Origin of the sequence: Pseudarthrobacter enclensis, assembly GCF_001457025.1 — a bacterium.
GTDB classification, from domain to species: Bacteria; Actinomycetota; Actinomycetes; order Actinomycetales; family Micrococcaceae; genus Arthrobacter; species Arthrobacter enclensis.
This window is the reverse complement of record NZ_KQ758601.1, coordinates 247,647-260,141: the sequence shown is the minus strand read 5'-3', so window position 1 is coordinate 260,141 and position 12,495 is coordinate 247,647. Positions and strand designations below refer to the sequence as shown.

Genomic DNA, 12,495 nt, shown 5'->3' with positions numbered 1-12,495 from the left:
TCCTTTGGCCAGTCTTGTCGCGTGCCGGGTACTGAACCGTCGTCCGGAGGCTCGGGTGCGGAGCCTTGGTTTCCACCATAGCAACGCACGACGGCGGGCATCCACCGTTGGTGCCCAAGGTCACCAACCGCGGGCGGCGCGGTCCGTCCTTCAGTCCGTCACGGGGTCGATGGACACCACAGCGAGGAAGCCGCGGCCGGACACTTCCGGGGTGGGTTCATCCGAGCCTGCCACGGCGTCATAGCGGCCCAGGTCGGCGGCGTCAGCTGCGCCGTCGGACACGGTGGCCTGCCCCTGCAGCAGCACGGCCACCTGCCCGCCGAACACCGGCTGGGCCCGCTTTTTGGACAGTTCGATCACCGACGCGTAGCCCTTGAACACACCGTTCCTGGCGATGACGTTGAGGTTCCGGATGTCGCCGGTGGGCAATGCGGCAGTGGTGGGGGCGCCGCCGTCGAACCGGAACGGGCGGTACTTTTCCACCGGACGTTCCGTGCCGTCGACGGTGAGCAGCAGCAGCTCGCCTTCCACTACGGTGAGCACGCGTTCGTATCCGTCAAAGGGCGAGAACTCTCCTGCCTTGGTGACGTCGGCGATGCTGACCCGCCAATCCCAGCCGCCCTCCTGGTCAGCCGGCCCGCTGAGGAGTTCACGCGTGGCGCCGCCGCCGTTGCGCCAGGGTTTTGCCTTGAGTGTTGCGAAGCGGATGATCTCCATCGGTCCAGCCTAGTTCGCGGGCCCCGGCGCGCAGGTCATGTTCCAGCCCACGCGTCGCAGGTTGGGCGGCTGCCTGCTACTCTCCTGCGGGGGGTCAACACGAAAACAGCCTGAAGGAGCCCGGGAATGTTCGTCAAAGTGTGTGGTCTCAGTACGCCGGAATCTGTCCGGGAAGCCGTGGACGCCGGGGCCGACGCCGTGGGCTTCGTCCTGACGGCCAGCCCACGGGTTGTTTCACCGGGGCAGGTTTCGGAGCTGCTCGCCGGCGTCCCCGACGGGGTCTCGCCCATCGCCGTCTTCCGGCACGAGCCCGTGGCCGACGCCATCGCCATTGCCCGCGCCGCAGGACTCCAGTGGATCCAGCTCCACGGCGCGCGGACGCCTGCGGACGTTGCCACCGCGCACGACGCCGGCATGAAGGTGGTCAGGGCCGTCACCGCGGGTGCCGCTCCGGAAGAACTGGAGGACTGGGGCGAGGACCTCCTCCTGATCGATGCCGCAGTGCCCGGATCCGGCGAAAGCTGGGACTATGCGGCGATGGCCGCGCTGCCGGTCCTGCAGGGGCGCAGCTGGCTGCTGGCCGGCGGCCTGGACCCGGCGAATGTCGCGGATGCCTCGGCCGCGGCCCACGCCTGGGGGGTGGACGTTTCCTCCGGTGTCGAGGCTTCACGCGGAGTCAAGGACCTGGCGAAAATCCGGGCCTTCGTGGGCGCAGCGAAAGCAGCGGCCGCCGCCTGACGCAACGGACTCCCGCGGCCCGGATGTTCAGGGTCCGTTCAGGGGCATCCCCCACCTGCCGGGGCGGGATGCACGGGGCACAATGGGATGCATGAAGACACTGCTTAACATCATCTGGCTGGTATTCGGCGGCCTGTGGCTTGCCCTCGGATACTTCCTGGCCGGCGTGATCTGCTGCGTGCTGATCGTGACCATCCCTTGGGGCATCGCCTCGTTCCGGATTGCGGCCTACACCCTCTGGCCGTTCGGGCGGATGGTGGTGGACAAGCCGGGCGGCAACGGTGTCTTTTCGTTGCTCGGCAATGTTATCTGGCTGCTGGTGGCCGGAATCTGGATCGCGGTGGGCCATGTGGCCACGGCCATCGCCATGGCCGCCACCATCATCGGAATCCCGCTCGCCATCGCGAACCTGAAGCTCATCCCGGTATCCCTGATGCCGCTGGGCAAGCAGATCGTGCCGACCAGCACGCCGTTCGTGTCCACCTACCGGTAGGCGGGTCCACCTGCCGGCAGGCGGGCCAGGGCCGGCTCAGTTTGCCAGTTCGTCCGGCCGCAGCGCCCGCAGCACGCAGAACTCGTTGCCGTCCGGATCCTGCAGCACCACCCACGTGACCTCCGCGCCCTGGCCGACCGACACGCGGCGGGCGCCCAGCTCCTCAAGCCGGGCCACCTCGGCATCGCGGTCCTCGGGCCGCAGGTCCAGGTGCAGGCGGTTCTTCACCGCCTTGCCTTCGGGGACTTTGAGGAACAGCAGGTCCGGTGAGACGCCGTCCTCCGGGCTGCCTGCAGGCGGCTCGAGCGCGATCTCGTCATCGGCGTCGTGGGTCCGGCGCCAGCCGAGGGCCTTGTCCCAGAAAGCGGCCGGGATCCTGGGGTCGGTGGAGTCGATGCAGATGGCTTGGAGGCGGAGGCTCATCCGTGCAGTGTTTCACCGCCCGGAGGATCCGTAAACCCTCCTGGCCAGCGACGACGCCGGGTCAGGGCCGCCGGAACGCCCCGCCGCCGAGCAACGCCACGGAGTCGCTGTCGTCCAGCTCGGCGGCGATGTCCACGTCCGCGGCGTACCCGGCGCCCACCAGTTCCCGGCCGCTGGCGCAGCCGTACAGCATGTCCCGCAGCCGGGGTTCGGCCGCTTCGAAGACCGCCATGGCCGCCACCGCTTCGGGCGAGTAGCCGTGCCTGCCCTCCCGGCCTTCGTCGGCGTCGTAACCCCCCTTGCCTGCGGCAGCCAGCCCGGCGATGAAGGCTCCTGCGCCGATCTGGTCCTCCACGGCGGGGCGGAGCGTCCCGTCATGCCAGCGCTCGCCTGCGGCGACCACGGCGATGACGGCGTCTTCCGGCAGGCTGGCAGCCACCCATTCCGCTGTTGCGGCCGCATTGCGGAGGGACACCGCCACCACCCGCGGTACCTCCGCTGCAAGCTGATGGCTCAGGGACGAGCCGTTGGGGGAGGGCAGGACCACCCGGCCCAAGTTGTCCGCAGCGCGAAGGCTGGCGGGGGACAAACTCAGCCCGCCGCCGTCACGCGGTCCGGCCAGTTGCGCGCCATGGTGCGCGGCGAAGTCCTCGGCGCTGGTGTCCTTCCACGGGTAGGGGAGCACCTCGGCGCCCCGGTCCAGCGCCACGCTCACGCAGGTGGTGAAGGAAAGGACATCCACCACCACCGCAAGGTCCACGCCCGAGGTGATGGCCTGGGCGGCCGGGCCCCATTCCAGCCGGACTGTGTAGGGCAACTGCCAATGGGCGGCATTCGCGGTCCTGGTGTGCCGCGGATTCGAGCCAGGTGCGTTCATGCCAGTTCGCCCTCCAGGTTGCGGTGTGCTGCGTCCTGCCACAGGTCCCGGGCGCGGGGGTGGTGGAACAGCGGGTCCAGGTCCAGCAGGTGGCGGACGACGGCGGCCCGGCCGGCGGCGAAGTCGGCGTCACCGATGTGCGCGTAGTCCTTGCGGACGGCCGCCACGTAGCGGTCGTACTCCTCCGGGCCGCCGCCCAGGATCGACAGGTCTGCGTCACAGAGCAGGGTCCCGTCAGTGTCACCCGGTTCCGGCCGGTGGTCGGAGGTGAGGCGGACCAGCCGCGCTACCTCGTCCACCTCCTGGTCCGGAAGGCCGGCATGGGTCAGCCGGTCCTCAGCCAGGCGGGCGGATTCCTCCTCATCCTGGCCGGCGGCCCCGCGGTAGACGGCGTCGTGGAACCAGGCGGCGAGCAGCACGGTGCGGGGCGGCCCGGCGGGCTCCGTGAGCAGGTCCAGGGCTTCAAGGACCGAGAGCAGGTGGGTGCAGCCGTGGTAGTGGCGGTGCGGTTCGCTCCAGCGGTCCAGCAAGTCCAGGAAGAGGGCATCGTGTCCGGCCATGATGGTGTTCCACCGGTTCAGCAGCGGCACCTTCAGGGACTTGTTCCGCTGCCGTGCCGGGATGCGGAGTCCGCTCGCAATCAGCTTGCGCACCAGGACGCGGGCCTCGACCGGTACGGCGCCGGCAGCCACCAGGTCATCAAAGCGCCGCTCCGGCACATCGTAATGGTCGCCGTCGAACGCCCGTTCGGGGATATCGGCTGCGGCGGCGAACGCATGCAGTTCCTCCAAGGATGCGTCCGAGACCAGGTGCGAGAAGTGCGTTCCGTGAGCAGGCCACAATGGCGGGTCCAGGTAAATGGCCATGCAGGAAGTGTAGTGCCGCGGCCTGCACGAGTCCGGCACCCCGGAGCCGCCGGACGATTATGCAGTCATCACCGAATTCGCGGACGGCGGATCAATAAACTTCCGCAAATGCGTCGTAGCATGGGCTTATGACCCTCATCCGCGTTTCTGATGCTGCCCGCTTCCTCGGTGTCAGCGACGATACAGTCCGCCGCTGGACGGACAACGGCTCCCTGACGCCCTTGCGCGACGACTCCGGCCGGCTGGCCGTGGACGGGCTGGAGCTTGCCCGGCACGCGCAGAAGCTCGCGCAGTTGCCGGACGATCCGCACCGCACCGGCAGCTCCGCCCGCAACCGGTTCGTGGGACTGGTCACCGGCATTACCGCGGACAAGGTCATGGCCCAGGTGGAACTCCAGTGCGGCCCGTTCCGGGTGGTGTCGCTGATGAGCAGCGAAGCCGTCCGGGACCTGGGACTGGAACCGGGCTCCGTGGCCACAGCGGTGGTCAAGGCCACCACCGTCATCATCGAAACCCCACAGGGGAAGGGAACAGTGTGAAACGGAGAAGTGTGGCGGCGGTCCTGCCGGCAGTGTCGGCCCTGCTGCTGGCGGCCGGGCTCACGGGGTGTGCCGGTGGTGCGCCGGCAGGTATGGCGGGGGCCTCCACGGAGGGCGCCTCCGGCTCACAAACCCTGACCGTGTTTGCTGCTGCCTCGCTTAAGTCAAGCTTCACCGAACTGGCCAAGACCTTCGAGGCACAGCACCCCGGCACCAGCGTGACGCTCAGCTTCGCGGGTTCTTCGGACCTCGCCACCCAGATAGGCCAGGGTGCCCCCGCGGATGTTTTCGCCTCCGCGGACACCAAGAACATGGACAAGGTCACCGGGGCCGGCCTGGCCGATGGCAGCCCTCGGGTGTTCGCCACCAACACCCTTGCCATCGCCGTTCCCGCAGGAAATGCTGCCAACGTCACCGGCTTCCAGGACCTCGCCAGGGACGGCATCAGGCTGGTGATGTGCGCCAAGCAGGTGCCCTGCGGCGCGGCTGCAGCCACCGTGGCAGGGAAGGCGGGGGTTACGCTCCGACCGGTCAGCGAGGAGAACGCGGTGACTGACGTCCTGGGGAAAGTCATTTCCGGTGAAGCCGACGCCGGCTTGGTGTACGTCACGGACGTCAAGTCCGCGGGCGGCAAGGTGGACAGCATCTCTATCCCCGAGGCGGACGCCGCTGTGAACAGCTACCCGATTGTGCCGTTGGCGGGTGCGAAGGACAAGGAAGCGGCCAAGGCGTTCGTTGACCTCGTCACCGGCCCCGAAGGGCAGCAGGTGCTGGCCAAAGCCGGCTTCGGCGCGGGCAGCCGGTGACCCGCCTGGCCCGCCACCCCTATACCGGAATTCCGCGCTGGGTTTCCGCGTTGGCGGTGCTGGCCGTGGCGGTGGTGGTCCTGCCCCTGGTGGCCATCGTGGCCAAGGTCGACTGGGAGAACTTCACCACGCTGGTCACGTCCGAATCAGCGCTCGACGCCCTTGGCCTGAGCCTGCGCACATCCGCCGCCAGCACCCTGCTCTGCATCGTCCTCGGCGTCCCGCTGGCACTGGTCCTGGCCCGCTCCAGCTTCCCGTTCCAAAGGCTGCTGCGCTCGCTGGTCCTGCTTCCGCTGGTGCTGCCGCCGGTCGTCGGCGGCATCGCGCTGCTGTATACCTTCGGCCGGCAGGGGCTCCTGGGCGCCACCCTCCAGGTCCTGGGCGTCCAGGTCGCCTTCTCCACTACTGCGGTCATCCTGGCCCAGACGTTCGTTGCGCTGCCGTTCCTGGTGGTGAGCCTGGAAGGGGCGCTGCGGATCGGCGGGCACCGGTATGAGGCGGTCGCCGCCACGCTCGGCGCGCCGCCCGGAGTTGTGTTCCGCCGCGTCACGCTGCCGCTGATCCTTCCCGGGCTGGCATCCGGCGCCGTGCTCTCGTTCGCCCGCAGCCTGGGCGAGTTCGGCGCCACCCTGACGTTCGCCGGCAGCCTCCAGGGCGTCACCCGGACCTTGCCGCTGGAGATCTACCTCCAGCGCGAGACCGACCCCGACGCCGCCGTCGCGCTCTCCCTGGTCCTCGTCGCCGTGGCGGTAGCCGTGGTGTCGCTCGCCTACGGCCCGGGCACAGCCGCCCGGCGTGGCCTCGCACAGCGTTCGACGCCGCCGCTCATCCTCGAGCGGAGCGTGAAGTGAGCTTCTCCTTCCACGCAGCCGTGGCCGAGCGGGGGTTCGATGTCTCGCTGGAGCTGGCGCCGGGCGAAACCGTGGCGGTGATGGGTCCCAACGGCGCTGGGAAGTCCACCCTGCTGTCAACCATCGCGGGACTGGTCCGGCCGGACACCGGACACGCCGAGTTGGACGGCCGGACACTGTTCCAGGTCGGCCCCGGAAGCCACCACTGGACACCGCCGCACCGGCGCGGAACCGCGCTGCTTGCCCAGGAACCACTGCTCTTTCCGCACCTCACTGCCGCCGAGAATGTGGCTTTCGGCCCGCGCAGTGCCGGTGTCCCGCGCCGCCAGGCGCGGGAACAGGCCCTGCAGTGGCTGGCGGACGTTGAGGCGGAAGCCCTGGCGGGCCGCCGGCCTGCCGGCCTGTCCGGCGGCCAGGCGCAGCGGGTCGCCGTCGCCAGGGCGCTCGCGGCGGATCCGGGCCTCCTGCTGCTGGATGAACCCATGGCGGCGCTGGATATCCACTCTGCCCCCTTGCTGCGGCGGCTGCTGAAGAGTGTCCTTAAAGGCCGGCAGACGATCATCGTCACCCACGACGTGCTCGACGCCCTGATGCTGGCGGACCGGGTGGCCATCCTCGAAAACGGACGCATCACGGAGGAGGGTCCCACCCGTGAGGTACTGGCGCGCCCCCGAAGCCCGTTCGCCGCCGGCCTGGCGGGACTTAACTTCGTGACCGGAACACTGACCCCCGCCGGAATCCGGACCGGCACCGGGCAGGATGTGGCCGCGGGCCTGGACATTGCCGGACACCTGGAGGAGGCAGGCCCGGACGGCCCATCCGGGGCGGCGGGGCAGCCGGGAGTCGCGGTGTTCCCGCCGTCGGCCGTTTCCGTCTTCCTCACGGATGCCCACGGAAGCCCCCGCAACTCGTTCCGGGTTGAGGTCTCCGACATGGAACCGCACGGCGACCAGATCCGCGTCCGCGGCGGCGGCCTGGCGGCGGACATCACCCCGGCGGCCGCTGCCGAACTGGGCCTGGTGCCCGGAGTGGTGGTGCATCTGGTGGTGAAGTCCGCGGCGGTCGCGGTGTACGAAGCCTGAGCGCGCCAGGAATTTACAAGTTTTGTCATAGCTAGTGACAAATTTCCGGGAGCTCGTGTAAAGTCCGGATGGGCGGACGGCCACCGCCGCCGCCATCCCCGGAACCGGCCCCGCTCGCGCGGAAACCGCAGCGGTGCGGGGCCGTACGCAAAGGAGCCATCCGCTGTGAGAATTGCCAGAATCCTTGCCGTCGTCGCCGCCACCGCCGCGTTGTTAGGACCCTTGCCCGCCTACGCCGCGCCCGCGCCGGGCGGTGACACCGCAAGCCCGGACATCGCCGGCGGAAGCACCACCACCATTTCGGCTGCTCCCTATGCGGCGCAGATCTCCTTTGATGCCACCGGCACCAATGTGGGCTGCACCGGAAGCCAGATCTCGGCCAGCTGGGTGATCACCGCCAAGCACTGCAACTCCGCGTCACTGCAGTCCGTCCGCTTGGGCGCCAGCTATCTCGAATCCGGCGGCACCGTCAAGACCGTGGCCGCCCGCTACGCCTCCAGTACGGGCGATGTGCTGCTGTTGAAGCTGTCCACGCCGCACTATGGCTCCTACGTCAGCCTCTCCAGCACGTTCCCGGCCACCGGCGCCTCTGCCAAGGTCTACGGCTGGGGTGACCAGACCGAGGGTGCAGGCACCATGTCCTACAGCCTCAAGACGGCCGACGTCACCGTGGCCGGGCAGGGGACCGACACCTACGGCGGGGCGTCGGTCCGGACCCAGTCGCAGAGCGGGCATACCCTCGGCGGCGACTCGGGCGGCCCGCTGATCGTCAACGGCAAGCTGGTGGGCGTCCTCTCAACGTCCAGCATCCTGCCGGTGCCCAACCCGTCCAGCTTCACCCGGTACTACAACGACCACGCCTCGGTGTCCCGCAACCTCAGCTGGATCACCAGCGTCTCGGGGGTCGGCGCTTCCTGACGTGCGTCCTGCAGAAGACCGGACGCAGGCCGGCCGGCAGGCGGCTCCTGGGGGGAGCCACCTGCCGGTTTTTCTGTGCCGGCTCCCTGCTGCCGCCACTCCATCCCGCGGCGGAAGCGGCGCCGGTTCGCTGTGGGAAAACAGGGCCAAAAGGGTACGAATTTCAAAGTTGAGCGTAGTACACTCAACTCTAAGAAACCGTGCCCCTGAAAGGAGCCCTCTTTGGACGTCAAATTCACCACCAAGAGCCAGGAGGCTCTCTCGGCTGCCGCCATGAACGCCTCCACGGCCGGCAACCCGCAGGTGGAACCGGCCCACATCCTCAAAGCGCTGATGGACCAGCGCGAAGGCGTGGCCGTGGCGCTGCTTCGCGCCACCGGAGCGGACCCGGATGCCGTCAGTGTCCAGGCGAGCAGCGCCATCAAATCCCTGCCCGCAGCCTCCGGCAGCTCCACCCAGCAGGCCCAGCTGTCCAGGCCCGCTTTGCAGGCCATCCAGAACGCCAAGGAGGAAGCCGACCGCCTCGGCGACACCTTCGTGTCCACCGAAGTCCTGCTGCTGGGCCTCTCCGCCGGAAGTGACGCCGTCGGACGCCTGCTGCGTGAAGCCGGTGCCTCCCACGAAGCCCTGCTGGCGGCCCTCCCCGGCGTCCGGGGCGACCGCAAGGTCACCAGCCCCGATCCCGAGAACACTTTCCAGTCGCTGGAGAAGTTCGGCACGGACCTGACCGCCATGGCGCGCTCCGGAAAGCTGGACCCGGTGATCGGCCGCGACACGGAAATCCGCCGCATCGTCCAGGTGCTGAGCCGCCGCACCAAGAACAACCCGGTGATCATCGGCGAACCCGGCGTCGGCAAGACCGCCGTCGTCGAAGGCCTGGCCCAGCGCATCGTGGCCGGCGACGTCCCCGAAAGCCTGCGCGGCAAGACCCTGATCGCCCTGGACCTGGCGTCCATGGTGGCCGGTGCCAAATACCGCGGCGAATTCGAGGAACGGCTCAAGGCCGTTCTGGAGGAGATCAAGAACTCCGAAGGCCAGATCGTCACATTCATCGACGAAATCCACACCGTGGTGGGCGCGGGTGCCACCGGGGACTCCTCCATGGACGCAGGCAACATGCTCAAGCCCATGCTGGCCCGCGGCGAACTCCGCCTCATCGGCGCCACCACCCTGGACGAGTACCGCGAGAACATCGAAAAGGACCCCGCCCTGGAGCGCAGGTTCCAGCAGGTCTACGTGGGCGAACCCAGCGTCGAGGACACCATCGGCATCCTCCGTGGCCTGAAGGAACGCTACGAGGCGCACCACAAGGTCACCATCGCGGACTCGGCGCTGGTCGCCGCCGCCACCCTGTCCAACCGCTACATTTCCGGCCGGCAGCTCCCGGACAAGGCCATCGACCTCGTGGACGAGGCCGCATCCCGGCTGCGCATGGAGATCGACTCCGCGCCGGAAGAAATCGACCAGCTGCAGCGCCTGGTGGACCGGCTCACCATGGAAGAGCTTGCCCTCCAGGATGAGAAGGACCCGGCGTCGGTGGAGCGCCTGGCCGCCCTGCGCGCGGACAAGGCCGACAGGGAAGAGGAACTCAACGGGCTCAAGGCCCGCTGGGAAGCCGAACGCGCCGGCCTGAACCGGGTGGGCAACCTCAAGGTCAAGCTGGACGAACTCCGCAGCGCCTACGAGAAAGCCGCCCGCGAAGGCGACCTGGAAACGGCCTCCCGCGTCCTGTACGGCGAGATCCCCGCGCTGGAACGCGAACTGAACGCCGCTGCCGAAGCCGAGGCTGCCGTGACGGACAAGTCAACCCTGATGGTGGCCGAGGAAGTCACCGCGGACGACATCGCCGAGGTCATCTCCGCCTGGACCGGCATCCCGGCCGGGCGCATGCTCCAGGGCGAGAGCCAGAAACTCCTGCACATGGAGGAGGAACTGGGCAGGCGGCTCATTGGCCAGTCCAAGGCCGTCACCGCGGTGTCCGACGCCGTCCGCCGTGCCCGGGCCGGCATCAGCGACCCGAACCGGCCCACGGGTTCGTTCCTGTTCCTGGGCCCCACCGGTGTCGGCAAGACCGAGCTGGCCAAGGCCCTGGCTGATTTCCTCTTCGACGACGAGCGGGCCATGGTGCGCATCGACATGTCCGAGTACGGCGAGAAGCACTCGGTGGCCCGGCTGGTGGGTGCCCCTCCCGGATACGTGGGCTACGAGGAAGGCGGCCAGCTCACCGAGGCCGTCCGCCGCCGCCCCTACTCCGTGGTCCTGCTGGACGAGGTGGAGAAGGCGCACCCCGAGGTGTTCGACATCCTCCTGCAGGTGCTCGACGACGGCCGCCTCACCGACGGCCAGGGCCGCACCGTGGACTTCCGCAACGTCATCCTGGTGCTGACGTCCAACCTGGGCAGCCAGTTCCTGGTGGACCAGACCCTGGACGCGGAGGCCAAGCGGAACGCCGTGATGGCCACCGTCAACGCTTCCTTCAAGCCGGAGTTCCTCAACCGGCTCGACGAAGTGGTCCTCTTCGACGCCCTGAACGTCGAGGAACTGGGCCGCATCGTGGAGCTGCACGTGGACGAGCTGGGCCGGCGCCTCCATGACCGCCGCCTCACGCTGGAGGTCACCGACGGGGCCAAGGCGTGGCTGGCGCTGTCCGGTTTCGACCCCGCCTACGGCGCCCGGCCGCTGCGGCGCCTGGTGCAGCGCGAGATCGGCGACCGGCTGGCCAAGTCCATCCTGTCCGGCGACATCAGTGACGGCGACACCGTGGTGGTGGACACCGCTGCCGATCTGGGCGAGCTCACCGACGGGAACGTTGACGCCCTGACGGGAGCCCCCTCAACCGGGCTGTCGGTGCGGCGGAAGGGCTAGCCGCAGCCGCCACCCGGTGCGTGCTGCCCTGGCGGATGTCCCGCGGGATGTCCTGTCAGGGCAGCACGCTTTTGTTTATGACGTTGCCGTTCGGGGCTGAGACGTAGCAGTCCGCCCTGCGGTCCCCGGCGTCCCAGCTGGTGTTGCTGGGGAAACTGCGCTGGAAATTGAGCTGGTATTCATTGGCGGCCGGCCCCAGTTTCGTGGCCTGGCACGCTTCCAGGGCTTTGGCCTTCAGTACCTCGGCGCCCGGGTAGGACTCCCCTTGGGGGTAGTGGAACACGGCGACAAGCTGCGCCGAATGCGGGGAGTCGCAGGGCACTGCCGTTGCGGCCAAAGACTCCGGATCAAAATCCTTGAAGCAGTCACCCACGGCGTAGTCCGCGGACTTGACGCCCTCCCGCGGCAGCGGCAGCGACGTGGCACGCGGGGTCTCGACGGTTTGCAGGGTCCCCTCGCGGCTGCCGTCGGCCTCCGGTGATGCCCCGCCGGTGTTGAGCCAGACGGCCAGCCATGCCAGGCAGCCCACCACGGCCAGGAGGACGACGGCGAAGAGCACCTTCCACAGGGTCCTGGCCTTCGTTGCCGGGACCGCAGGTGCGGGTTCCGGGTCCGGCCGGGGTGCGGACCACGTGACCGAGGCGGGGGCCGGAGCGTCCGGGTGTGACTCCGTCCGCGTCTCCATCGGTGTCTCCGTCTGCGTTTCTGTCCGCGGGAAGCTAACTGGGTCCGTGCCGGGTTCCACCCTGGGGATGCCGGCCGTGGGCGGGGACGTGGGTTTCGGCGGGACGTCCTGGGGGTTCACGTGGTGCATCCTCCTGCGTTGTCGTCGCTTCGGGCAACCGCCCGCAATGGCCGTTTTTGCGGTTGCCTGAAGCGACTCTACCGAAGAAAAATCCCGGAATCCCGCGGAAGCAAGGGGGAATGTTATCCCAAACACCCGCCGGGGCGCGCCGTTCGGCGAGCATGGGCCGCCGAAAGCATGTAATCTAGGTGTACGACAAATTGACCAATCATTCCGGGGCCTCACCATCGCCAAGGTGACCACCTCCGGTCCAAGTACAAAAGGGGGTCACGCCATGGGGCGCGGCCGTCAAAAGGCAAAAGCTACTAAGCAGGCTCGGGACATCAAGTACTACTCCCCGAACACTGACTATTCGGCACTTCAGCGCGAGCTGACGGGCCCGTCAAGTCGTGCCACGAGCCATTATGCGAATGAGCCGGTTGAACCGGACTATTCAGCTTACGTGGACAAGTACGCGGATGATTTGGAAGATGACGACGACGAGGTAGACACCCGTCGCATCGGCTAGTCGCCGC

14 protein-coding genes and 1 riboswitch are annotated in these 12,495 nt (G+C 68.6%); of the genes, 9 read left to right on the top strand and 5 right to left on the bottom strand.

Annotation, left to right across the window (positions count from 1 at the left end; all coding sequences use genetic code 11):
• Positions 1 to 3 precede the first annotated feature (3 nt).
• Positions 4 to 69: riboswitch (guanidine-III (ykkC-III) riboswitch) on the bottom strand.
• A gap of 81 nt (positions 70 to 150) precedes the next feature.
• Complete coding sequence (locus tag AS031_RS09285; RefSeq protein WP_058267853.1) at positions 151 to 717, bottom strand: HutD/Ves family protein; 567 nt, start codon at positions 715 to 717, stop codon at positions 151 to 153.
• A gap of 126 nt (positions 718 to 843) precedes the next feature.
• Here AS031_RS09285 and AS031_RS09280 point away from each other — a divergent pair, with 126 nt between their 5' ends.
• Positions 844 to 1,455: a phosphoribosylanthranilate isomerase gene (locus AS031_RS09280; RefSeq protein ID WP_058267852.1), complete on the top strand. Its 612-nt coding sequence runs from the start codon at positions 844 to 846 to the stop codon at positions 1,453 to 1,455.
• 91 nt (positions 1,456 to 1,546) lie between these two features.
• Positions 1,547 to 1,948, top strand: a complete 402-nt coding sequence (locus AS031_RS09275; RefSeq protein ID WP_058267851.1) for a YccF domain-containing protein — start codon at positions 1,547 to 1,549, stop codon at positions 1,946 to 1,948.
• A 36-nt stretch (positions 1,949 to 1,984) separates the two neighbouring features.
• On the opposite strand, the gene AS031_RS09270 is transcribed toward AS031_RS09275, so the two are convergent.
• From AS031_RS09270 to AS031_RS09260, 3 genes are all read right to left on the bottom strand, one after another.
• Complete coding sequence (locus AS031_RS09270; protein WP_058267850.1) at positions 1,985 to 2,371, bottom strand: VOC family protein; 387 nt, start codon at positions 2,369 to 2,371, stop codon at positions 1,985 to 1,987.
• A gap of 61 nt (positions 2,372 to 2,432) precedes the next feature.
• Positions 2,433 to 3,248: a 2-phosphosulfolactate phosphatase gene (locus AS031_RS09265; protein WP_058267849.1), complete on the bottom strand. Its 816-nt coding sequence runs from the start codon at positions 3,246 to 3,248 to the stop codon at positions 2,433 to 2,435.
• Positions 3,245 to 4,114, bottom strand: a complete 870-nt coding sequence (locus AS031_RS09260) for a DUF4031 domain-containing protein (RefSeq protein WP_058267848.1) — start codon at positions 4,112 to 4,114, stop codon at positions 3,245 to 3,247. The genes AS031_RS09265 and AS031_RS09260 overlap by 4 nt, the downstream gene beginning before the upstream one ends.
• Before the next feature lie 128 nt (positions 4,115 to 4,242).
• Here AS031_RS09260 and AS031_RS09255 point away from each other — a divergent pair, with 128 nt between their 5' ends.
• The 6 genes from AS031_RS09255 (at position 4,243) to clpB (ending at position 11,175) form a co-directional block, all read left to right on the top strand.
• The gene (locus AS031_RS09255) at positions 4,243 to 4,653 is read left to right on the top strand and encodes a TOBE domain-containing protein (RefSeq protein WP_058267847.1); all 411 of its coding nucleotides are present in this window, start codon (positions 4,243 to 4,245) and stop codon (positions 4,651 to 4,653) included.
• Positions 4,650 to 5,459 (top strand): molybdate ABC transporter substrate-binding protein, encoded by an 810-nt coding sequence (modA, locus tag AS031_RS09250; RefSeq protein ID WP_058267846.1) that lies wholly within the window; start codon positions 4,650 to 4,652, stop codon positions 5,457 to 5,459. Before AS031_RS09255 ends, modA begins: the two co-directional genes overlap by 4 nt.
• Complete coding sequence (locus AS031_RS09245; protein ID WP_141688791.1) at positions 5,456 to 6,310, top strand: ABC transporter permease; 855 nt, start codon at positions 5,456 to 5,458, stop codon at positions 6,308 to 6,310. The genes modA and AS031_RS09245 overlap by 4 nt, the downstream gene beginning before the upstream one ends.
• Positions 6,307 to 7,392, top strand: coding sequence for a sulfate/molybdate ABC transporter ATP-binding protein (locus tag AS031_RS09240; protein WP_058267845.1), 1,086 nt, complete (start codon positions 6,307 to 6,309; stop codon positions 7,390 to 7,392). The genes AS031_RS09245 and AS031_RS09240 overlap by 4 nt, the downstream gene beginning before the upstream one ends.
• Positions 7,393 to 7,557: 165 nt before the next feature.
• Complete coding sequence (locus AS031_RS09235; protein WP_058267844.1) at positions 7,558 to 8,310, top strand: S1 family peptidase; 753 nt, start codon at positions 7,558 to 7,560, stop codon at positions 8,308 to 8,310.
• Positions 8,311 to 8,532: 222 nt separating this feature from the next.
• Entirely contained in the window at positions 8,533 to 11,175 is a 2,643-nt protein-coding gene (gene clpB / locus AS031_RS09230; protein ID WP_058267843.1) for an ATP-dependent chaperone ClpB, read from the top strand.
• 55 nt (positions 11,176 to 11,230) lie between these two features.
• Here the strand turns inward: clpB and AS031_RS09225 are convergent, their stop codons facing one another.
• Positions 11,231 to 11,989, bottom strand: a complete 759-nt coding sequence (locus AS031_RS09225) for a septum formation family protein (protein WP_371325979.1) — start codon at positions 11,987 to 11,989, stop codon at positions 11,231 to 11,233.
• Between the two features lie 265 nt (positions 11,990 to 12,254).
• On the opposite strand from AS031_RS09225, the gene AS031_RS09220 reads away from it, so the two are divergent.
• On the top strand, positions 12,255 to 12,488 hold the full coding sequence (locus AS031_RS09220; protein ID WP_058267842.1) for a DUF3073 domain-containing protein: 234 nt from the start codon (positions 12,255 to 12,257) through the stop codon (positions 12,486 to 12,488).
• Positions 12,489 to 12,495: the final 7 nt, after the last annotated feature.

What these genes read in the sequence shown, in the direction of transcription:
- AS031_RS09260 (WP_058267848.1), bottom strand. Translation starts at nt 4,114, where the DNA reads ATGGCCATTTACCTGGACCCGCCATTGTGGCCTGCTCACGGAACGCAC.
- AS031_RS09220 (WP_058267842.1), top strand. Translation starts at nt 12,255, where the DNA reads ATGGGGCGCGGCCGTCAAAAGGCAAAAGCTACTAAGCAGGCTCGGGAC.
- AS031_RS09225 (WP_371325979.1), bottom strand. Translation starts at nt 11,989, where the DNA reads ATGCACCACGTGAACCCCCAGGACGTCCCGCCGAAACCCACGTCCCCG.
- AS031_RS09285 (WP_058267853.1), bottom strand. Translation starts at nt 717, where the DNA reads ATGGAGATCATCCGCTTCGCAACACTCAAGGCAAAACCCTGGCGCAAC.
- AS031_RS09275 (WP_058267851.1), top strand. Translation starts at nt 1,547, where the DNA reads ATGAAGACACTGCTTAACATCATCTGGCTGGTATTCGGCGGCCTGTGG.
- AS031_RS09280 (WP_058267852.1), top strand. Translation starts at nt 844, where the DNA reads ATGTTCGTCAAAGTGTGTGGTCTCAGTACGCCGGAATCTGTCCGGGAA.
- AS031_RS09270 (WP_058267850.1), bottom strand. Translation starts at nt 2,371, where the DNA reads ATGAGCCTCCGCCTCCAAGCCATCTGCATCGACTCCACCGACCCCAGG.
- AS031_RS09255 (WP_058267847.1), top strand. Translation starts at nt 4,243, where the DNA reads ATGACCCTCATCCGCGTTTCTGATGCTGCCCGCTTCCTCGGTGTCAGC.
- AS031_RS09265 (WP_058267849.1), bottom strand. Translation starts at nt 3,248, where the DNA reads ATGAACGCACCTGGCTCGAATCCGCGGCACACCAGGACCGCGAATGCC.